This window comes from Photobacterium sp. AWH4_225, from assembly GCF_056158405.1.
Genome location: NZ_JBSWTF010000004.1, coordinates 1,243,395 through 1,265,143 on the forward strand (window position 1 = coordinate 1,243,395; position 21,749 = coordinate 1,265,143).

Here is a 21,749-nt window from a genome sequence, read left to right on the forward strand (position 1 = left end):
CAAGGAGCAAGTAATGAAATTTGTTGTTGATACCCATAGCCACACGGTTTCAAGTGGCCATGCTTACAGCACGGTATTAGAGAATGCAGCTGCAGCAGCACAGAAAGGTCTTCAACTGTTGTGTGTGACTGATCATGCTTCATCAATGCCTGGCGCTCCTCATTTCTGGCACTTTGCTAATCAGAAAGTACTTCCGCGTTTTCTTCATGGCGTGGGGATCTTGCGCGGTGTCGAAGCAAATATCATGAACACTGACGGTGAGATTGATATTTTGCCAAAAGTTGAAGATAACCTTGACTGGATCCTTGCCAGCTTTCATGAACCTGTTTTTGCTCCCTCAACACGTGAAGCCCATACCCAAGCATTGCTCAATGTGATTCGCTCTGGCCGGGTTGATGCGTTGGGCCATTTGGGCAATCCAAATTTTGATTTCGATTTCGAGCGTGTGTTAGTTGCTGCAGCCGAAGCCAATGTTCTTATTGAGATCAATAATTCCTCATTGTCGGGTTCTCGCGTCGGCAGTCAACCTCGTTGCGAACGTATTGCAGAAGTTGGCAAAGAAGTGGGCGTGAAGTTCACAACGGGTTCTGACGCACACTTTGCTTATGATGTCGGTAAGTTTGATTCTGCATTGGCTTTATTTGACAAAGTGAAAGTGGATGAATCGAGTATTGTCACGACAAGTGCTTCTCGCTTTTTGGCATTTCTCTATCAACGTGGCCGTTCGCCAATTGCTGAATTTCAGTCATTAAGTTAAACCAATTTACACTGTAAATTTCAGTGTTGAATTCTCTCAGTGAAGGTGGCGTTAGCCGCCTTTTTTATTGTCAAAATTTACACTGTAAATCCTAGTTAAGAGACCATTGTGATCAAGATTTGTATTCATTTGACTTGTTGACTAAGGTTATATAATCCCCGCAATATTTGTGGCCTGCGTGGGAGCCTGCCATCCTACCTGTTTTGCTCGTTATGGCAGACATAAAATAATAATAAGGAGAGAGCATGAGTTTGGTTAAAGATTTATCCCCAGCGCTAAAAGAAATGTTTCATCCTTCCATTTGCCATGATGCTGACGTTGATAAGTGCTTTTCAGTAGGGCGTGGCGGTATTGCTGGCCGGATCTACGGCCATCTGCTCAGCAGCGGTGAGACCATTGATAGCCAAGATTATGGTGTGAAGGTCACGGCTAATCGGCTGAGTCGTCAATGCATTTATATCGAATCAGCTACAGCGTTGCCACTTATTGCCTGCTATCAGTTATACCTGCAACCGGTGGGCATGCTGGAAGGGTTCCTGAGGAAAGACGCTATCTCAGTTAACAAGAAGCATCCTTCGCATAACAGTTATATCTTCGTTACTGACAGCTGGCTCAGTGAACAACAGATTCGAGCAATTGCTCTAGTCTGATGAGTTATTTAAATTCTTGCAAAAACCGATATGCAATCTATTGTTTATGATAAGAATATAGATAGTTTTCAGATAAAAGTGTGACTTAACAGATACTTGGTAACTGTTTCGTTACTGTACTATTGAGGAGCTACCATTACGTTTTAGTGTTCGCTAATAGCAGGAAAAAGGAGTTGATATGGCAGATCTTTTTCTGCGTATCTCTGATGATGGACAATCAGTGTTATTCGCGGCGCTCCCCGGCCAAAAATCGGTTCCGACAAGGGCGTTGTTACTTGAGCAGCTCCACACTCTTGGGGCTGATTCATTCTACCTATTTGAAAAAGCCATTGATTCGGCATTGGCAATTACTGTCCAAGATGCCGAGCTGGTGACTGCTGGTTCAGACATGCAGTCTATCGTTATCGCAGAGCGGCGCAATGCAAGCTTGGTTGTCAAAGCTGAGCCTGACTTTATGCGTGCATCAATTACCGTCACGGCAGCTTTTGGCGGTACGCCCCTGACTGGAGCAGATATACTCGAAGCCCTCAAGCAAAACCGCATTGTTAAAGGGATCCGCAAAACCCAGCTTCAACAGCTACTTGAACAAACACAGCAACTTTCCCCCGGGGAAAAGCTGACGCTGCCTATTGCCTTTGGTCGCTTACCCGAACATGGGCGAGATTCTCGCTTTGAAGCGCTAGTCGAAGATGCCAGCCACCGTATCCTAAAGCCGCAAGCGACTGATGATGGTAAGGTGGACATGCGTGATTTAGGCGAACTTATTACCGTCAAAGCGGGTCAGCCATTGATGAAACGCATACCGGCTACTGAAGGTGTGCCAGGTTTTACGGTTCAAGGCAAAGCTTTACCAGCAAAGCCCGGAAAAGATGTCGATTTCCAGCCAGGTGATGGAACAATGATCAGTGACCATGATCCGAATCTATTACTGGCTGAACAATCCGGAATTCCGGTGCGTAAACCCCGTGGTATGCAGGTTGATGAAGCGTTGACCCTCAAAGGGGTGAATGTTGCGACCGGGCACATTAATTTCGATGGTAGCATACTGATCACCGGCGATGTCACCCCTGGGATGCGAGTCTCGGCAACAGGCAATATTACGGTTGCTGGTTTTGTTGAATTGGCAGAACTCAAAGCGGGTGGCGATATCTCCATTATTAAAGGGATAATTGGCCGTAAGCAACATGACGCCAAGTTAGCTTGTACGATAGAAGCAAAAGGCAATGTGACCAGTAAGTTTGCCCAGTTTGCTGAAATTACCTGTGGCCAGAATGCACAGTTCACCCTTCATGTGCTGCATAGCGTGATACGGGCAGAGGGTGAAGTTATCGTGATGGATCAGTTCAAGCGCCAGGGGACATTAAGCGGTGGGATCACCGAAGCGGGGTATAGCATCCGTACTGTTAACCTCGGTGCGCTTGCTGGCATCCCGACTGTGGTCAATGCGTTTACCAAGTTTGAAACTCTGCAGCAGCAAGTACAGGACAAGCACAGAGATTATCAGCTAGAGCTCCAGAATGTTGAGAAGATACGGCAGGCACAGCTCAAATTGCTAAAATTGCCTGAACACAAGCGACCTGCAGAGTTAAGTGAGCGTATTCAGCACGCTGCCGACCAACATAAAACGCAAATCATTTATCTTGAGGCTGACTATCAGCAGTTGCGCGATGAATATGAAGAATTACGTTCACGCGTCATGATCACTGCGGTCAATCGGCTCTATTCCGGCGTGCAAAGCCGGTTAGAAAAAGAAACACTGCTTATCGACCAAGACCACGGCCCCTCCAAGCTCCATATCTCTGAACAGATCTTCCAGTGCACTCCCCTTTAAATGACCGTTTTGGATTTACAGTGTAAATTAAATTTACACTGTAAATCACAATCAAAATTCACTGACTAATACTGGTTGATGGGTACTACAGCTACTGAACACGTAGATTTGCAGGCTTGAACGCTCGTCTATCTTTCTGTTTCTGCTCAGTGTAGAAGCCCTGGAAACCGCTCACGAAAAGATCAGACAATCGGTTTAGCTGAGTTTCAGTTTCTACCCGAGTGGCAATCGTCATGATATTGAGGCTGTGCGCTGTACGGCAGATGGATGATAGCAGCTGCTTCTTCAGTTCATCATTCAGCTGATGGGTATAGGAATAATCAACCTTTGCATAGTCAGGCCGGAATTCTTCAAGGTAAGCCAGCGATTTAAAATAGCGTCCGTAGCCGTCGACGCCATACTTGAACTTGTAGAAACGAATGGCGGAACACAGCAAGCTGCAGGCATCTGGCGTGCGGATAAAACAGGATTCAGGGATTTCGAAATGTAGGCGATCAGCAAGATGCTGGTTTCTAGCGAGTGCTTGGTCGAGCCATCGGTTGAAAGCCGGGTCGGTAATACTGTTGGTGCTGAGGTTGATGGCAAACGGGCCCCGGCTCGGGTCAGCATTGAGAATATTGATATGGTGGGCAATGACATGCTTATCAAGCAGCATCCCGGCTCCGACATCTTCGATAGCGCCTAAGAATTGGTTGGCTTGGTAGTGTGACTGCTGAGACTTCAGCGAAGAAAACACCTCGAAATGGTATTGCTGCTGGCGCTCATTGATGACGGGTTGGTACTTGTAATTCATGGCATTGTTATCGATCGCTTCGAGTAATAAAGCCTTCCATTGCTGTTTACCGAAGCTGGGGACTTGGTGCTGGTTCTCGGCCAGTTGGATTGGCTCGGCAGGATTTCGGGTGGCCTGCGCCAAAATATTATCTAGCTGGCCTAGGACGTGGCTGGCATTGCTGGCCTGCTCGATGATCAACAAACCGAGGAAGACACTGTCGGAGGTATCACCGCGATAGGCCTTCTCCTGTTGCTGGTGAACCTTCTGCATGTCTTCGGCGATGTGCTGGAGTTTTTCTGTGGAAATATTCGGAAGTAAAACGGCGAACTCATCATAAGATAATCGGGCAAGATAAACTTGTGCATGGACAATATTGCTGTTGAAATCCTCTGCAAGCTGACGGGTAAAGTTGTCGCCTTTTTCAAAGTCATTCTGCTGGTAGACTTCATCGAGCAAGGTCGACTTCAGTAAGATCAGGCCGCCCTGCTGGGGATTATCGAGCCATGCGTTGAGTTGGTTGATGAAATAGTGACGGTTGCCCAAGCCAGACACTTTGTCCTGATAAGCCTGCGCTTTGAGTTTATTGGCCTCAAGAGCCTGTTGCCTGAAAATATCATCCAGCTGTTTTTTGAAATGACCCAGCATGTTTACCCATGCCTGGGCTTCGAGACTATTGAGTGCTATGGCGGGGAGCTGTTTATTCAGCGAGGCCGATTGCTGCGCAAGTTGGCTAAGTGGTAAGAGTTTTCGTCTGATAACAAAATATAGGGTCAGCATCGAAAACAGATATAAGCCAATACCAATCAAAGCGCCGGGTATAATTTGTTGTACGAAGCTATGGCTGATGACTTCGATGGGCATTGAGGCAGTATAGCTGATGGTCTGACTGCTGCTACTCAGCAGTGTTCGTTGTACCGAAAGCTCAGGCCAGAACACAGCCATGCTGATTGGTGGTGCTGCTAGTTCTGGGGCTGAAGATTCAGTTCCTCTCTGTGTATCTAACGATTGATCAGATAGCGTATCCTTAGTTGGCCCTGTAAATGGAGAAGCGCTGCTGTACTGTTCGTTGCTAGCCAATACATGAATTCGTGTCTCCACTCGCGGAGAGACTAGGCTCAGCTGCTCTAGTATAGATGGGTAATCTGGTTGGTTGGTTTGCTCTGCGCTGGCCTCAATGCGCGTATGCTCAAGCTGGTGTTCAAGATAGGCGGCATGCGAGCGTAGCTGTAGATTAGTCTCGCTGACTAGGGTGGAGCGGATCCCAAAGGCATAGAGAACTAGGAAACATAGCAAAATTACTGTTAGGCAGCTGGCAATCCAAGCATAGGTATAGCGGAATAAATTCATAGTTTATCTCAGCAAGCTTGAAGAGAAATAAGTGTATGGAAGCGTTCAGGCGACTGAGGGTGTCAATTCGTGCTTTGCATAAGATTAAATTACCAAACTTTATTGGTAACTCGTTGTTTTGGTGTAGAAGAGATATTGTTTTCGGAAGATGGTTCGAAGAAACATGCAATGCCGCCACAGGTTACATTCGTGTTTGACCCATGGCGACATAACTTGGCTTGCTAGGCTTTAAATTCGTTCTTGTCGATGTGGTATTTCTTCATCTTGTCATACAGTGTTTTGCGTGCCAGCCCCAACTCCTGCTGGACTTCTTTGAGCCGACCATGATGCCGGTTAAGGGCATCATGCAACACTTTACATTCGAAATCGGCAACCCGATCGGCCAACGTGGCCGTTTGCGCTTGCTGGCTAGGATCATGGTGCTGGGGCTCAATCGCCTTGGCGCCCATCAGGGCAAATCGCTCGGCAAACAGTCTTAGTTCGCGCACATTGCCGGTCCAGCTTTGTTGTGTCAACCACAGTTCAAGCTGGTTATCGATATGAGGAGGCTCAAGGCCAAAGCGGCTACAGTCCGTTCGCAGGAAATTGTGGAACAGTAACGAAATATCTTCCCGTCGCTGGCTGAGAGGCGGCAGATCAATGGTAATGAAGCCCTGCTTGAAATAGAGGTTATGGAGGAAACCGGTTTGGCATTGTTGGTGGCTGTCGCTATCAGCACTAACAATAACCCGGACGGCTTTGTCGGCTTTGCATATAGACTCGATACAACGCAGCAACGTAGATTGTAGTTGAGGTGGTGTTCTGTCAATGTGCTTGAGATAAAGCGTTGCGAAAGGCACTGCTGACTTGGTTGTGAGTTCGCTTAGTTGCGATTCTGCTCCTGAAGAGCCGCAGTCAAGGGTTACAAAAGGCTGTTGAGGCTGCAAACCATGATCATGGACAAAACGGGCGACCAAGGCTTTGCCGCAACCGCTCGGGCCGTGGATGAATAACGGTGAATACGTTTTTGACTGATGGGCCAAGATCCTTCTTAGCTGTTTTATGGATGGGGCATTACCCAAGATCCGGGGCCCCGGTCCACTTTGGACTTCAAGCTCTCGTCGTAGATCCCTATTCTCCATGACCAGCTCACGTTTTTCACCAGCGCGCTTTACAACATCAAGCAGGTGCTCGGTTGAGAACGGTTTCTCCAAAAAGTCATACGCGCCCAGCCGCATCGCTTCCACAGCCATTGAGATATCCCCGTGACCGGTCAGCATAATGATCGACAGCTCGGGATCCAAGGCCAGCGCCTGCTTGAGAAAGGTCAGGCCATCGATTCCCGGCATATTGATATCAGAGATGATCACCCCGGAAAATTGATTCGTGAGTTGCTCAAGGGCGGGCTTGGCACTAGCAAAAAGACTGACGTCATAGTCCTCGAGCTCAAGGGTCTGGCCGAGGGCGTCGCGGATGGACTTCTCGTCATCAATAAAAATGACTGGGATATTCATGGGTTGATCTCGCTATCTAATGGCAAAGTCACTGTAAACTCGGCACCGCCACCAAGGTGGTCGCCGATAGTAAGTGTGCCTTGGTAGGCATCAATAATTCGTTTGGAAATGGTCATGCCAAGGCCTAAGCCATCTTCTTTGGTGGTATAAAACGGGTTGAAAACCTGTTGTTTTTGCTCTGGGCTCAAGCCGGGGCCGTTATCCCATACTCGGCAGATCGCACGGCCTGCATGGGCTTCGAGTGTGATGCCGATTTGCGGTTCGGGCTGATCGTTGAGCGCCTGCAGGCTGTTCTGGATCAGGTTGACCAGCACCTGCTCAAACTGTACGGCATCGATATTGATAACCATGTCTTCGGGGAAATCCTCGAGCCGCAGTATTACGCCTTGTTTGATCAGCGCACTGCGCATCAAAGATAATGCCGAGCGGATGGAGTCGGCAGCATGGGTGCGCAAGGTGGTTTGCTGTAAATTACGTTTGCGGGCAAACACTTTGAACCGGGCAATAATCTCTGCAATTAACGTATTTAGTTGGATGATTTCATCGAGGTTACGACCAACGGTGTCGTAACGCTGTTTTTCCAAGAGCTTGCGGCCGTTTTCGGCATAAGTACGGATCGCAGCTAATGGTTGGTTGATTTCGTGGTTGATACTCGCCGAGAGTTCTCCCAACATGGCTAGCTTGGCTGCCTGAAGCAGTTCGTCCTGGGTTTGTTTTAACTCGGCTTGGCTGTGCTCATATTGGCTCAGGGTGATCTTGAGTTGCTGGTTGGTTTCCTGCAGTCGGCGGGTACGTTGGCTGACTCGTTTTTCCAATCGGCTGTTGAGATTGGCCAGCGCGATGCGGGCACGGTAGGTCTGCCACCAGGAATGAATCGCGATGCAAAGCAAGGTGTAGATCAGAATAAACAGCAGCAGCACCTGCCCCATATATTCAAAAGCCTTGGTTTGCGGGGTAAAGCCGTAGATATACCAACCGGCCTTGTCCATATCGTGTTGGGCGGTGATAAAGGTTTTAGCTGGTGTGCCAGGTTGCGTGCGCAATGGCTGCACGGACTCTTGGTTGAATGCCGCCAAGCTGTCCGCTTCGGTTAGGGCGTTAATATCCACCTTGCCATATTGTCGCGATTGTTTAACTTGATGCCTGATGTCCTCGCCGAGAGGTAGCAGTGAATGATAGAGCCATTCGGGCTCTGAGCTGTAGAATATGATCCCCAGTTTGTCGGTAATGGCATATTCGATGTCTTCGTATTGCCAGATATCTGCCAGCAGCGAAAGATCAACCTTGATGGTCAGAACGCCGATGGGATGCTGATCTTTTAATACCGGGGCTGAGAAATAGTAGCCGCGTTTATCAGAGCGGGCACCGAGTGCAAAATATTGACCGTTGTTACCATTGGCTGCCTGCTGGAAATAGGGACGGTAACTAAAGTTTTGTCCTACAAATGAGTCGGCTTGCTGCCAGTTACTCGAGGCCAGCGTCGTTCCGGTCATATCTATCAGGTACAGGGTGTCAGCGCCGAGGGTTTGGTTCCACTCGGCGAGTAATTGGTTGACGGACAGGTTGGCGTCATTTTTGGAGGAGCCTGCACGTTTACCAGTGGTATCGAGGAGAGGGGCAAGAAGGCGCGGATCACTGGCAAGCACTGCGGGCAATTGACTGTAACGCTCGAGCTGGTTGTCTATTTTGCTGCCGAGTTGGCCCACATCAGCGGTGATTTTTTCGCTAAGATGCTGCTGAATTTGCAAGAAAGTGATCCAACCAATCAGCATGGCGCCAATACTGCCGATCAGCAGGGCGAAATAAAAGAATTGTTTTTTGCTCGACATATGAAGGCCTTTATTACTATACCCAAGACACTCTTGCTGAACCGAGCACCTTGAAGTTATTTGGGGATAAGGTAACAAATTGAGTAAGGGGAAACGTCGAGCTTGGTTGCATCCTGCTATGTCAGATCAGAGACTTGGGCAATTTACTTGTGTTTCAGCAAGACTAAGCGCACAATTTCAGCGTTATAAGAGACATCTACACAATCAGCGGAGATAACAATGGAATTGTCTGATATTCGTCGCGACTATACGCAGGGTGGGTTGCGCCGTAATGATTTGCCGGAGCAGCCGGAACAACTTTTCAATACCTGGCTGGAACAGGCGATAGAGGCAAAGCTGACCGATCCCACAGCGATGACAGTGGCGACTGTCGACGAACACGGCCAGCCTTATCAGCGTATTGTGTTATTGAAGCACTTTGATAAAGACGGGTTTGTCTTCTATACCAACCTTGGCAGCCGCAAGGCATCCCAACTGGCTGACAACAGCAAGATCAGCTTGCATTTCCCTTGGCATCCACTCGAGCGCCAAGTTCACATTACCGGAACGGCTGAAAAGCTTTCCAAAATGGAAGTGCTGAAGTATTTCTCATCGCGTCCGAAAGAAAGCCAGATCGCGGCTTGGGCCAGCAAACAAAGCTCTCGCATTTCGGCACGGCAAGCATTGGAAAGCAAGTTCTTTGAGCTAAAAGAAAAATTTGCCAAAGGTGATGTGCCGGTCCCGACATTTTGGGGCGGTTACCGGGTAAAAATTAATTCAATTGAATTTTGGCAGGGTGGGGCAAACCGTTTGCACGACAGATTCTTGTATACCCGAAGTGAAGAAAACAGCCAGACGTGGGATGTTGAGCGACTGGCGCCATAACGCAGCGCACTATTATTAATTGAACATGAAAAGAGCAGCCATCGCTGCTCTTTTTTTGTTTATGCGGCCAATTGTTGTTGGCTAGTGACAATGCTGACACCTTCAGGGTGGCGGACTTTCAACGCCTTTTCAGCACAGGCGATGGATTCGATTTCATTCACCGCTTGGATTTGGTATTTGCAAGGGATATTGAAATGAGGATGGACAACGTAGGTAATTGTAAATTGCTTCATGGTATTTCCAGCTGATAGTTGGCTCTTCGGCCGTTTAATTTAAGAACTGGGCGAATTATAGAAAATCGGCCCAGTACAAAAATTGATCTGGAAACAGGCTTTGGATTGCAAAAAGGCAAACTTAGTCTGCGTGTTTTGTGGTTAGCCGCGTGCTGCTACTCTTTCAAAATCACAGATAGTTGGCGTTTTAGCATGCTTTCAGGGATATGCGAGCCAAAGCCGAAATCGAGTGCGATATCGATCAATTCATTTTTCGAGCGTGCATTGAATTTTTCGCGTAGGCGAATGACATAATTCTCGACGGTTTTAACCGATACACCAAGTACCTTGGCAATATACTGAGGCTTCTTGCCGTAGAGCAGAAGAAACAGGACCTCGGATTCACGGGTGTTGAGATTAATGGCGCTGTGGTTGAGATCAAGATTGAAGGAGGCTTGCTCTTTCGGATCGATACCCGCTGCGCGACAAATCCAGTGGCCGACTTCGAGTACTGCCGTATCTTTGAGTTCGACACCAGAAAAGATGGTGCCGACTATTTCGTTTTCTTCATTCTTCCACGGCGTTTTAGTGAATAAGTGTGCACGCCAACTTCCGTCAGAATAGGGGTGGATATCTAATACCCGCATTCTTTTTCCGGATGTTACGACAAGATTATCTTGTTCACGGAATGCTTCTGCACATTCAACCGTTGGGCTTGGCATATCAAAATCGGTACGGCCGATACAATCTAAATGGTGATCCACACCAATGATGTCCCCATACTCGGAATTAGCATAAACGAAGACTGAATCCTTATCTTTACATCCCCAACACCCTGGGAGTTGATTAAAAATATGTAGTAAAGAGGGTTCTACTTTATTTTTCACTACGTGTGCCTGAGTTAATAGAATAGAGCAGTTGCAATAATGAAGTTTAATTGAATGGGCAGAGGTTACAATATCTGAGTGACGGGTTTTTGGGCACAATTGTAAAAAATGATAAAAAAAAGCCGACCTAATAGGTCGGCAAAGACAAGAGTTTGACTCCGAAGAGCACAATCCTGTACGACGTGTAGAAGAGGTATCCAATCAGATTCATATTCCTTGGTATGAGGGTGTATACCAAAGTAAACCCGCTTGGCATGTATCCAAAGCTGGATACTGTAAACAGAAAGCGGTGAACACCGTCCCCTGTCTACGGAAAGTACTATAGCAATAGTGCCTAGGGGTAGTAAGGGGGGAAATCACCTATTGACATCAATTTGACAATGTGGTTATGCGTGCAGGGGATGCCCTATGAAAACCAAAGCATACAAATGCTTAGTCGGATTCATATCTGTTGCCTATACGGAGTTTGAAATAATGAAAAAGCGAAAAACGAGAGCTTATTCAGTAACTTTGCATAGTTTTTTTCCGGCGATTTCAGTCCTATTTCGCTATTGTGAACCATTGAGATGGCAAGCACGAAGAAGGTTGTCCAGATATGCATGCATCTGCAATCGCCCGGTTTTATATATCTGTAATTTTTTTTTTGGCACTACATTTTATTTTCCAAGTGCAGTTATTTTCACAGCAAACTTATTTACCAAATAAAAAAACGACTAAAATCTCTGAGACTTTAGCCGTTATGTTGCACTTTAATATCCTCTGGTTTGATAAGGATAATTAATGCCAAACCATATTGAGTGATTAATTCACGAAATTAAATGTCCTTAGCAAAGTGATCCCTAAGCTGCTGGAAAATATGGAGCCAAGTGTAGTGACTGCGATTATATTGGCTGCCAGGTAAGCGTTACCCCCCATATTTCTTGCCATGACATAGCTAGCGGCGGCAGTCGGTGCTGCGCTCATCAGGAATATAAGACCCAACTCGAGATCCCTGAAACCAAATCCAATCCCCGCCAGTGTAATAAGCAGTGGGGCGACGATGAGCTTACCGATACTGGCAAACTGGGTATTGGTCGGCTCTTGGCGCAGTTGGTTGAATTCAAGGCTGGCTCCGGTACAAAGCAGCGCCAGCGGCAGTGTCATTCCTGCAAAATAACCGCCAGATTTGGTGATAATGTCTGGCAGGGGAATAGTGAACACGGAAAATGGCAGCGCGCAGAGGATGCTGATGATCAGCGGGTTTTTGATGATCGAACGTAGCAGGAAACGGGCGTTGAGGCTCGGCAAGTTCGGGTTTGAACGCGACAGGGTGATAACCGCAAGAATATTGTAGGCAACAGTGATAACGGCTACGTAGAGTGAGCCGAGGGCGAGGCCCGTGTCACCAAACGCATTGCTGGCATAGGCCATGCCAATGATTCCTATATTTCCACGGAAGGCACCTTGAACCACAACCCCGCGATCCTTCTTCTGTTTTATTGCCTTGTTGGCCAATAACTCGAACAAGGCATAAGTCAGGATATTGGCTGCCAATGCAAACAACAACAAATCAGGGTTACCAATTTCTGAGAGATTGGAGCGGGCAACACTCAAAAACAACATAGCGGGCAGTGTGAGATTGAAAACCAGTTTGGAGCCGGTTTCGATAAAATCTTCCGTCAGCATACCGATGCGTTTGAGGTAAATCCCCAGGCCAAGCATCAGAAAGATGGGGCCGGTGATGGAAAATGAATAATGTAGTTGTGCAAGCAGTTCTGTCATGGTCGCCTATCCCTATTAAGAATGCTATTTGTAACACAAATAGGTTCGGGAAAGGAAACATGATCAAGGATCATTGTTTCGATCTGTTTCATTCTGGTCGGCCAGCAAAGAATACGCACTATATACGGGGCAACTTACTGAAAGTAGATGGAACGATGATCAAGCTGTGCGTCGTTGTCACATGGCCAAAGTTTCAACAAATAAACATCTTAAGCAAACCTAAATCGTGTATTTCCAATTAACTGATTGAAAAGTAAACTATTATTTTACGTGTTCTTGGCTTGGTGTCGCTGGCTTGTCTAATGGCGTTTTCAAGTAACTGGTTTTTAAATCAACAGAATAGCGTCAGAATGACATTGGCCGTAATTTCTCCATACTTGATCATAGTTCCGAAGTATAGCTCTGTAAGGATTTATGGTATTATCGCTCTACGAATCACCGCCAAATCCTCGGTTATTTAGCATGAAAGAAAAGCTAAACTCGCCAATATTCAAACCTTCAGAAATTGTCAAACTGCCGGAGCAGATGGATCACCACAACCACGGTTACAACCAGGTGGTGATTGGTTTATCCGGGCAGACGGAGTTTGATATTGAAGGGGCGGGAAATCTAGTTTGCCCTGGCCAGGGCTGCTTGGTGACGGCGGATTCGGAACATGCCTTTTCTGGGATTGGCAATAATGAAATCTTGGTGCTCAATGTCGCTTCAGATCTGTATCAGGCCAGTTACACTCAGGATCATATCGCCCGTTTGTTTGATCAGTCTGGCTATTTTCATCTTGACCGCCAGGCACAGAACTTGATTCAGGCACTGACCGCCGAAATGGCCGCCCACCCCGATGATTTGCTACTGAGCCGGGCCTGTACCGATACCTTGATGTGTGTGCTACACCGCCACTTCAAACCGCTCAAAGATGATCGCCAGAGTTATCGGCTGAATATGGATGTGATTGATCAATACATCCTCCAGCACCTGACCAGAAAAATCTCGGTTGCCCAACTGGCGGGACTGGTCTTTTTGGGCGAGAGCCAGTTCCATTTTCTGTTCAAAGAGCAAACAGGCGTGACTCCTCATCAGTATGTGCTTAAGAAGCGATTGGAGTTAGCCAGGGATCTGATTGAAGAGTCCCAGTTGAGCGTTGCCCAGGTGGCGCAGAGTACAGGCTTTGCCAGCCAAAGTAGCTTCACCCAAGCCTTTACCCGGTTGTTTGGTAAACCGCCGGCGCGCTACCGCCGTGAAAACCCCGCAGGCTAACATAGCCTAGCTGCCTATCCCTTTCGTTGCCCTGCTTCTTTTGTCCCGTTAACCCTGTGATTATCGTGTCACTTCGCAGCACTTGGCTTGTTGCCTATTTGTAGCAAGCAACGTCAGTTCCGCTTTCTTTTTGCTTACCTATTCGCTCCTATGCGTATGTTTCTCTGTTGATCACACTTGATCATGCTTCCGCTATCTCTTGATCATTGTTCCGAAATTGCGTGTTTCTTCAGCAAAATTTGGCTGCTGGTTACGGAAAAATGCACGTTTTCTAAAAAATCCCTGTCAATTTTTGTTAAAGGCCGGACTTTTTCTAAAAAGTATCGGAGAATATAGCAAGACTATCGGAGTGGTGGAAAATAAAATCCCCTCAATGGTAACACTGATGTAACATTTTCTTGGGTGAGGAGGCAGCAAGTAATGGAAAATGCTGTTTGCCTGATCCGGCATACTATTGAGGGAATCACTATGTTCAATGCGGCAGAAGTACTTCAGCCTGGTTTTATTGAGCGTCCACTGGATGAGCTCTGGTCACAGATTTCACCCCTTTACAGCGTGGATGAGTCACAATGGCTAGCGCAGTTGATGCCGTTGGCCGAGCCAACAGAGCATGAGAGGCAGTTTACGTCTGAACAGGCCACCAGCTTGATCGAGCGGGTAAGGGATGATCAGAATGCAATCCAGATGATTGATGCCCTGTTGCTTGAATACAGCCTGGACACCAAAGAAGGGATCCTGCTGATGTGTCTGGCCGAAGCGCTGATGCGTATTCCAGATGCAGCGACAGCCGATGCCCTGATCCGTGACAAGCTCAGTGTGGCGGATTGGAAATCTCACCTGAAAAACTCTGACTCCTTGTTTGTGAATGCCTCGACCTGGGGCCTGATGCTGACCGGTAAAGTGGTTAGCCTTGATGCCAAGGAAGATGGCGCCCCTAGCCATGTTATCAACCGCCTCGTTAACAAGATGTCCGAGCCGGTGATCCGCCAGGCCATGAACCAGGCCATGAAGATCATGGGCCACCAGTTCGTGCTGGGCCGTACTATTGCCGAGGCAATGAAGAACGGTAAAGGTAAGCGCGACCAAGGCTTTACTTACTCATTCGACATGCTGGGCGAAGCCGCGCTGACTGCCCAGGATGCGCAAAAATACTTCAAAGATTATGTGATGGCTGTCGAAGCGGTAGGCCGTGACAGCTATGCCAGCGAAAAAGGCAGCAACACCCGTTCGCCGGATCCAACCGTATCTATCAAGTTGTCAGCTCTGCACCCTCGCTATGATGTAGCGAACGAAGCCCGTGTACTGGAAGAGATGTACCAGTCGGTACTTTCGCTATTGAAGCGTGCCCGTGAACTCAACGTCGGTATTACTATCGATGCCGAAGAAGCCGATCGTCTTGAACTGTCACTGAAACTGTTCGAAAAGCTTTACCGCTCGGAAGAGGTAAAAGGCTGGGGCCGCTTTGGCCTGGTGGTACAGGCATATTCGAAACGAGCCTTGCCGGTACTGGCATGGTTGGCGGCACTGGCCAAGGAGCAGGGCGATGTGATCCCGCTACGCTTGGTGAAAGGCGCTTACTGGGATAGCGAATTGAAACTGTCACAGCAGAGTGGCTATAGCGCTTATCCGGTGTTTACCCGTAAGGAAGCCACGGATGCGTCATACTTGGCATGCGCGCGCTTCTTGCTGGCATCTCACCTCAACGGCCTTATCTACCCGCAGTTTGCCAGCCACAATGCCCACACGGTATCGGCAATCATGGCGATGGCACAGTCTCACCGTAATTTCGAATTCCAGCGCTTACATGGTATGGGCGATGCGTTATACAACCATGTGATGGATATGCACCAGACCAACGTCAGGATTTATGCGCCAGTCGGTAGCCATAAAGATTTGCTGCCGTACTTGGTTCGCCGCCTGCTGGAAAACGGTGCCAACAGTTCGTTTGTCCACCGCTTGGTCGATGCCAACTGTCCGGTGGAAAGTTTGATCCAGCATCCGGTTGATACCCTGAAATCGCGCCCGACCCTGCACAACGGTTTGATCCCGCTGCCGCCGCAAATCTTTGGTGAAGAGCGTAAGAATTCGGCCGGTGTAAATATCGAGATCGCCTCGCAATGGCAGCCATTCAATGAATCTGTTCAGGCGTTTGCCGATCATCAGTGGCAGGCTGGCCCTATCATCAACGGTGTTGCCTTGCAGGCCGGTGAAAGGGTATTTGCGGTCACGGCACCTTATGATCGTCGCGAAAGTGTCGGTAACGTGGCATTTGCCAATGCAGCACAGGTTAATGAAGCTATTTCTATTGCGGCGGAGACCTACCCGCAGTGGTCTGCCCTTCCTGCTGCCGAGCGTGCTGCATGTCTGCAGCGTTTGGCTGATTTGCTCGAAGAGAATACCGGTGAGTTGGTGGCCCTTTGCCATCGCGAGGCGGGTAAAACCATCCAAGACGGTATTGATGAAATTCGTGAGGCGGTGGACTTCTGCCGTTTCTACGCCAATCAGGCTGCCGAGGAGTTTTCCCAGCCCAAACATGTGATGGGCTTTGATGGCACGACCCGCCAGCTGAGCTACCAGGGCCGCGGTGTCTTCGCCTGTATCAGTCCGTGGAACTTCCCGCTGGCGATCTTCCTAGGTCAGGTGTCAGCTGCGTTGGTTGCGGGTAATACCGTAGTTGCTAAGCCGGCTGAGCAAACCTCGCTGATTGCCTTCCGCGCTATCGAGCTGATGCTGGAAGCAGGCGTGCCTGCCGGCGCTATCCAGTTACTGCCGGGTACTGGCGCCGAGGTGGGTGCACCACTGACTTCTGATCCGCGCATTGCCGGGGTAGCGTTTACCGGTTCGACCGAAACCGCCCAGCGCATTAACCGCAGCCTCGCTGCCCGTGATTGTGAGCCTGTTCCTTTCATTGCTGAAACCGGTGGCCAGAATGCCATGCTGGTTGACAGTACCGCCCTGCCAGAGCAGGTGGTACGTGATGTCGTGCGTTCGGCCTTTGCTTCGGCGGGCCAGCGCTGTTCGGCATTGCGTGTACTGTTTATCCAGCAGGATATCGCCGACCGGGTGATTGGCCTGATCAAAGGGGCGATGGCTGAGTTGTCTGTTGGCCGCCCTGAGCTGCACAGTACCGATGTTGGTCCGGTGATTGATGCAACGGCACGCGATAAGCTGCTGACCCATATCCAATCGCTGAAAAATCAAGCCAAGCTGGTGGCACAGGCCACGATTCCGGATAGCTGCCAGCACGGTGATTTTGTGCCGCCGTCGGCGTTTGAGATCCCATCTATCGATGTTCTGGAAAATGAAAACTTCGGCCCGATCCTGCATATCGTCCGCTTCAAGGCGAATGAGCTGGATCAGGTCATCGACCAAATCAACCAAACCGGCTTTGGCCTGACTTTGGGGGTACATAGCCGTAACGAGCGTACCTATAGTCATGTTGAGCGCCGTGCCCGTGTCGGTAACTGCTACATCAACCGAGATCAGGTGGGTGCGGTAGTTGGCGTCCAGCCATTTGGTGGTCAGGGATTGTCAGGCACCGGCCCGAAAGCCGGTGGCCCGCACTACCTGTACCGCTTTACCCAAGATTGTGTTGAAGCCTAATGGCAGTCGAGAAATTTAAGGAGTGATCATGACTATTCAAACATTGGTAAATACAAGCTCGGCGGCATGGGAAGGCTGGAACAATCTGGGTTATGAAGCCCGTACCCGTATCTTACGCCACTGGACCGATCAACTGACTGCGGAATGCCGCGCCATGGTGGAATTCCAGTGTCAGCACGCCGAAGAGCATGTGGCATCGACGTTGTTGATGCCGGGCCCGACGGGTGAAACCAATGAACTTTACTGCGCTGGCCGCGGTAGCTTCATCGTCACCGCCGACAGCGATACCCCGCTGGTGGCATTGGTCGGTCAGTTGGCTGCCGCGCTGGTAACCGGCAATACCGTTTTTGTTTGCCTGCCTGCGGACTATCCGCTCAAGGCCAAAGAGGTCGTGGCACAGCTGGAGCAAAGTGGCTGTGCCGGCGGTGTGATCACCGCTATCGATAATGATCAGCTTGCCGACTTGGTTAGCCACCCTGCTATCGCGGGTGTGGCCTACGCCGGCAAGCTGTCGACAACCCAGGCGCTAGCGCGCCAACTTGCTGCCCGAGACGGCCTGCTTGCTCAGCTGATCAGTGAAACTGATACCGAGAAGCTACCGTTGATCGGCAGCCCAACATACTCACTGCGTTTTGTGACCGAAAGGACACGGACGATCAACATCACGGCAGTCGGTGGCAATGCCACCCTGCTTGAGTTGGGGAGTGGTGAGGAACACTAACCCGGGTTGGGCCGCCTGAAACAGGGAACTAGCTTGCAACCTGTGGCGGCCAAATAGCAACCCATCGCTGATTGTCAGCGCTATAACCAAAATGCCCCCGCTATGGACGGGGGCTTTAAGTGAGGGAACTCAAACAATGATAGAGAATAGCTTTGCTATTACAGCAACGTTTATCGCCTACCTAATTGGCATGTTGGCCATTGGCTACATTGCGTATAAACGCACGTCGAACTCAGCGGATTACTTCTTGGGAGGCCGTACACTAGGGCCATGGCCTGCTGCGCTGTCTGCCGGTGCGTCGGATATGAGTGGCTGGTTGCTACTGGGTCTGCCGGGCTACGCCTATGCCGCTGGTATGGAGTCACTGTGGTTGGCAGGTGGTTTGCTGCTGGGTACTTGGCTAAACTGGCTGATCTGTGCCAAGCGCTTGCGTACCTACAGTATTACCACAGATAACGCATTGACCATGCCGGAATTCCTGGCTCGTCGCTTCGACGATAAATCCAAGCTGATCCAAACTATTTCAGCATTCTTTATCTTGCTGTTTTTCCTTTTCTACACCAGCTCGGGTTTGGTTGCCGGTGGTAAGTTGTTCGAGACAGTCTTCGGTCTTGATTACACTATCGCAGTGGTTGTCGGTACGGTGTGTGTAGTGTCGTACACCTTGTTTGGTGGTTTCCTTGCGGTATCGTGGACTGACTTGGTACAAGGCCTGTTGATGTCTGCGGCACTGTTGATTGTGCCAATTGCAGCGATGAACGGCACGCCAAGCGATCTGGCTATGGCCCTGGAAGCGAAGAACCCTGAACTGATGACACTGTTCAATGACGTCAAGGGTGAGCCGCTATCGGCGATTGCCATTATCTCGTTAGCCGCTTGGGGCTTGGGTTATTTTGGTCAGCCACACATTCTGGCGCGATTCAAGGCGACCCGCAGTAACGCTGACATCGGTACTGCACGTCGTATCGCAGTGGGCTGGACGGCACTGTCAATGGCTGGTGCGATCCTGGTTGGCCTAGTGGGTATCTTGTTTGTTGATAACCAACTGGCAGGCAACCTAGATGACGGTGAGCGTATTTTCATGTTGTTGGTGAACTCTATGTTCCACCCAGTGATTGCCGGTATTTTGCTGGCGGCAATTCTGGCAGCAATCATGAGTACTGCTGACTCCCAGCTGTTAGTATCGTCTTCGGCATTGGCTGAGGATTTCTACAAGCAGGTATTCCGCCCGCAGGCAACATCGGAAGAGATTGTGAAGGTTGGCCGTATTGCGGTTGTCGCACTGTCGGTTATTGCTCTGATGCTGGCGATGAACCCTGATAGCACAGTACTGGGTCTGGTCTCTTATGCGTGGGCTGGCTTTGGTGCGGCATTCGGTCCGGCCTTGCTGCTAAGTTTGTTCTGGAAAGAAATGAACCGCAACGGTGCGTTGGCTGGTATCGTTATCGGTGCCATGACCGTGGTGATCTGGAAACAGCTGACCGGCGGTATTTTCGACCTATACGAAATTGTCCCTGGCTTTATCTTTGCCACGATCGCCATTGTGGCGGTGAGCAAGGCAACTGGCGGCGCTTCGAAGGCGGTTGAAGAGCAGTTCGAGACTTACCAGAAGAACTTGGTAGAGTTTAAATAATGTGCTGGATTAGCTAACCAGCTAAACCCAAATACAGAAACGGCTTCCCAATAGGGAAGCCGTTTTTTTATCTACAAAGCAAAGTTTTGACAATGTTTTTGACTAAATATTGACCACTTGAACAAATCAGACCAAAAAATATTTCAGTAGGCTTGTTCTGGTTAAGGGTATGATTTTTAAAGATATACACTCGGTTTGCGAACAATTAGATACAAAATAAACTTAATCGTGTACTAGTTTACTATTACATTGTTGTAGGGGTTCTGATAGTTTGTGCTGGCAATCACGCATTACTGTCACATTATCACTAGAAGTACCTGTTAAATGAAGTTGAAAATCTGCTCTGCTGTCATCTCTACACTTTTACTGGCTGGCCAAGCGTCAGCATTCACCCTTTATGAAGATGAGCAAACAAAGTTTGATATCGGTGGTGTCTTTGTTCTTGATGCCTTCCAGCCGGTGTTCGGCGAAGATGATATTTTCTCTGCCAGCCGTAGTATTTTGAACATGGGCGTTGAGCGTCAAATCCAGCCGGGTTTGACCATGGATGCCAAGTTCGAATGGGATCAGTTCCTCAATAGCCCAACGTCTGGCCGTAACAATTTCCGTAACCGTTTAGGTTATGTGTCTATTAACAGTGATGAGCTGGGTAACTTGCGTTTCGGTAAGCAGTGGTCGGCATACCACGATGTTGCCCGTTACATGGATAACCTGATCATTATCGATCCGGATGCAACTCCGATTTATTCTGAAGGTACCGACGGCGGCTTCGCGGCAACCGGCCGTGGTGATAACCTGGTAGCTTACCGCTATAGCGACAACGGCTTGAACGTGTCGGCGCACTATGGCTTTACCAGCGACGGTGAGACAAATGACGTTAAGCGTGACTACAACTACGCGCTGTCGACCAGCTACGACTTTGACTCGGGCCTGAGCCTGGGTGTGGCTTACCTTGAGAACAAGGTTGAAGTTTCAAATACGGCTGATGTGAATGGTCTTGAAGACGGCGATAAGCAAACAGCACTGACAGTCGGTGGTCAATATGTTGCTGGTGGCCTGAAGGTTGCAGCGGTTTACACTAAGGGTGAAAACATCCATAAAGCAGGCCTGCAAGGTGGTCCTCGCATGGAGTGGGCTGATGCCGATGCGGTAGACGTATATGCGCACTACGCACTTGAATCAGGTTTCCGTCCATACGCTTACGCTTCGCATGTTGATTTCGACGGTGAAGGTGATGTAACTGGTGACCGTCAAGTGTACGCTGTGGGTCTGTCTTACGCTTTCACTCCAGGTGCAACCTTGTCATTCGAGGTTAAGCGCAACGAGCTGAACGAGTTCAGTGGAGAATCTAGCCGTACTGACAACGGCGGTGGCTTTAACTTCGCCTGGGCATTCTAATCCCCGTATAGAAGCTATAGAGCTAACTATCAAAGGCTGGCATTGTTGCCGGCCTTTTTTGTCTGTGTTGATTGAAGGTTGATGTAACGCAACTCCGAAACTTTGCGGTTTATGGTTAGATACAGGGACTTTATGGGAGAGATTTCATGGCATTATCAGATAGAGAAAAAAGCCTGATCGCAGGTATGTTGTATAACCCGGGGGCTGATGATTTGCCTCAAGACCGCCAAAAAGCCCGCAGTTTGTGCCGCAAAATCAGCCATTGTGATGACAATAAAGAGCGCAATGCCTTGGTTCAGCAGTTGTTCGCGAAATCGGACGACTCGACAACCCTCAATGGCAATTTCATGTGTGACTATGGCTATAACATAGAGGTTGGCAAAAGTTTCTATATGAATGCCAACGGGGTGATCCTCGACTGCGGCAAAGTGATCATCGGTGATGAAGTAATGATTGGCCCTAACGTTACCTTATGTACCGCAGGTCATCCGATAGATGCGGCTACCCGCTATACCTATGAAGAGTTTGCCAAGCCAATTACGGTGGGCAATCAGGTGTGGATTGGTGCCAATGTGCTGGTGCTACCGGGGGTGACGATTGGTGACGGTGCGGTTGTCGGTGGTGGCAGTGTGGTGACCAAGGATGTTCCTGCCCACACGGTTGTGGTGGGTAACCCGGCCAAAGTGGTTAAAGAAAATATCAATGGTTAAACGGAAGCTTATTTGTAGAAGTTT

16 protein-coding genes are annotated in these 21,749 nt (G+C 49.0%); 10 read left to right on the top strand and 6 right to left on the bottom strand.

Translation table 11 applies throughout. From position 1 onward, the window contains the following. Window positions 1-13: 13 nt before the first annotated feature. The 3 genes from ACXAD4_RS22805 to ACXAD4_RS22815 all read left to right on the top strand — a co-directional run bounded on the left by ACXAD4_RS22805 (window position 14) and on the right by ACXAD4_RS22815 (window position 3,238). Window positions 14-757, top strand: a complete 744-nt coding sequence (locus ACXAD4_RS22805; protein ID WP_475244317.1) for a PHP domain-containing protein — start codon at window positions 14-16, stop codon at window positions 755-757. Between the two features lie 245 nt (window positions 758-1,002). Beyond that, a complete protein-coding gene (locus ACXAD4_RS22810) occupies window positions 1,003-1,407 on the top strand; it encodes a hypothetical protein (protein WP_475244318.1) in 405 nt (134 codons plus the stop codon). Window positions 1,408-1,585: 178 nt separating this feature from the next. Then, on the top strand, window positions 1,586-3,238 hold the full coding sequence (locus ACXAD4_RS22815; protein WP_475244320.1) for a DUF342 domain-containing protein: 1,653 nt from the start codon (window positions 1,586-1,588) through the stop codon (window positions 3,236-3,238). 91 nt (window positions 3,239-3,329) lie between these two features. Here ACXAD4_RS22815 and ACXAD4_RS22820 read toward each other — a convergent pair whose 3' ends face one another. From ACXAD4_RS22820 to ACXAD4_RS22830, 3 genes are all read right to left on the bottom strand, one after another. Beyond that, entirely contained in the window at window positions 3,330-5,360 is a 2,031-nt protein-coding gene (locus tag ACXAD4_RS22820) for an EAL domain-containing protein (RefSeq protein WP_475244321.1), read from the bottom strand. 221 nt (window positions 5,361-5,581) lie between these two features. Continuing rightward, complete coding sequence (locus ACXAD4_RS22825; protein WP_475244322.1) at window positions 5,582-6,853, bottom strand: sigma-54-dependent transcriptional regulator; 1,272 nt, start codon at window positions 6,851-6,853, stop codon at window positions 5,582-5,584. Continuing rightward, complete coding sequence (locus ACXAD4_RS22830) at window positions 6,850-8,682, bottom strand: sensor histidine kinase (protein WP_475244324.1); 1,833 nt, start codon at window positions 8,680-8,682, stop codon at window positions 6,850-6,852. The genes ACXAD4_RS22825 and ACXAD4_RS22830 overlap by 4 nt, the downstream gene beginning before the upstream one ends. Window positions 8,683-8,901: 219 nt before the next feature. On the opposite strand from ACXAD4_RS22830, the gene pdxH reads away from it, so the two are divergent. Next, window positions 8,902-9,546 (top strand): pyridoxamine 5'-phosphate oxidase, encoded by a 645-nt coding sequence (gene pdxH / locus ACXAD4_RS22835; RefSeq protein WP_475244325.1) that lies wholly within the window; start codon window positions 8,902-8,904, stop codon window positions 9,544-9,546. Window positions 9,547-9,605: 59 nt separating this feature from the next. On the opposite strand, the gene ACXAD4_RS22840 is transcribed toward pdxH, so the two are convergent. From ACXAD4_RS22840 to ACXAD4_RS22850, 3 genes are all read right to left on the bottom strand, one after another. Beyond that, window positions 9,606-9,779: an addiction module component gene (locus ACXAD4_RS22840; protein ID WP_475244327.1), complete on the bottom strand. Its 174-nt coding sequence runs from the start codon at window positions 9,777-9,779 to the stop codon at window positions 9,606-9,608. Window positions 9,780-9,934: 155 nt separating this feature from the next. Further along, window positions 9,935-10,645, bottom strand: coding sequence for a helix-turn-helix transcriptional regulator (locus ACXAD4_RS22845; RefSeq protein WP_475244329.1), 711 nt, complete (start codon window positions 10,643-10,645; stop codon window positions 9,935-9,937). 801 nt (window positions 10,646-11,446) lie between these two features. Next, window positions 11,447-12,406, bottom strand: a complete 960-nt coding sequence (locus ACXAD4_RS22850) for an AEC family transporter (RefSeq protein ID WP_475244330.1) — start codon at window positions 12,404-12,406, stop codon at window positions 11,447-11,449. A gap of 462 nt (window positions 12,407-12,868) precedes the next feature. On the opposite strand from ACXAD4_RS22850, the gene ACXAD4_RS22855 reads away from it, so the two are divergent. The 6 genes from ACXAD4_RS22855 to ACXAD4_RS22880 all read left to right on the top strand — a co-directional run bounded on the left by ACXAD4_RS22855 (window position 12,869) and on the right by ACXAD4_RS22880 (window position 21,725). Continuing rightward, window positions 12,869-13,660 (top strand): helix-turn-helix domain-containing protein, encoded by a 792-nt coding sequence (locus tag ACXAD4_RS22855; RefSeq protein WP_475244331.1) that lies wholly within the window; start codon window positions 12,869-12,871, stop codon window positions 13,658-13,660. A 468-nt stretch (window positions 13,661-14,128) separates the two neighbouring features. After that, window positions 14,129-17,263, top strand: a complete 3,135-nt coding sequence (gene putA / locus ACXAD4_RS22860; protein WP_475245623.1) for a bifunctional proline dehydrogenase/L-glutamate gamma-semialdehyde dehydrogenase PutA — start codon at window positions 14,129-14,131, stop codon at window positions 17,261-17,263. 28 nt (window positions 17,264-17,291) lie between these two features. After that, entirely contained in the window at window positions 17,292-17,984 is a 693-nt protein-coding gene (locus ACXAD4_RS22865; protein WP_475244332.1) for an aldehyde dehydrogenase family protein, read from the top strand. 136 nt (window positions 17,985-18,120) lie between these two features. Beyond that, entirely contained in the window at window positions 18,121-19,617 is a 1,497-nt protein-coding gene (gene putP, locus ACXAD4_RS22870) for a sodium/proline symporter PutP (protein ID WP_475244334.1), read from the top strand. 324 nt (window positions 19,618-19,941) lie between these two features. Then, window positions 19,942-21,015 carry a porin gene (locus ACXAD4_RS22875; RefSeq protein ID WP_475244335.1) on the top strand — a complete coding sequence of 358 codons (1,074 nt, stop codon included), beginning with the start codon at window positions 19,942-19,944 and terminating at the stop codon, window positions 21,013-21,015. 146 nt (window positions 21,016-21,161) lie between these two features. After that, window positions 21,162-21,725: a sugar O-acetyltransferase gene (locus ACXAD4_RS22880; protein WP_475244337.1), complete on the top strand. Its 564-nt coding sequence runs from the start codon at window positions 21,162-21,164 to the stop codon at window positions 21,723-21,725. Window positions 21,726-21,749 lie beyond the last annotated feature (24 nt).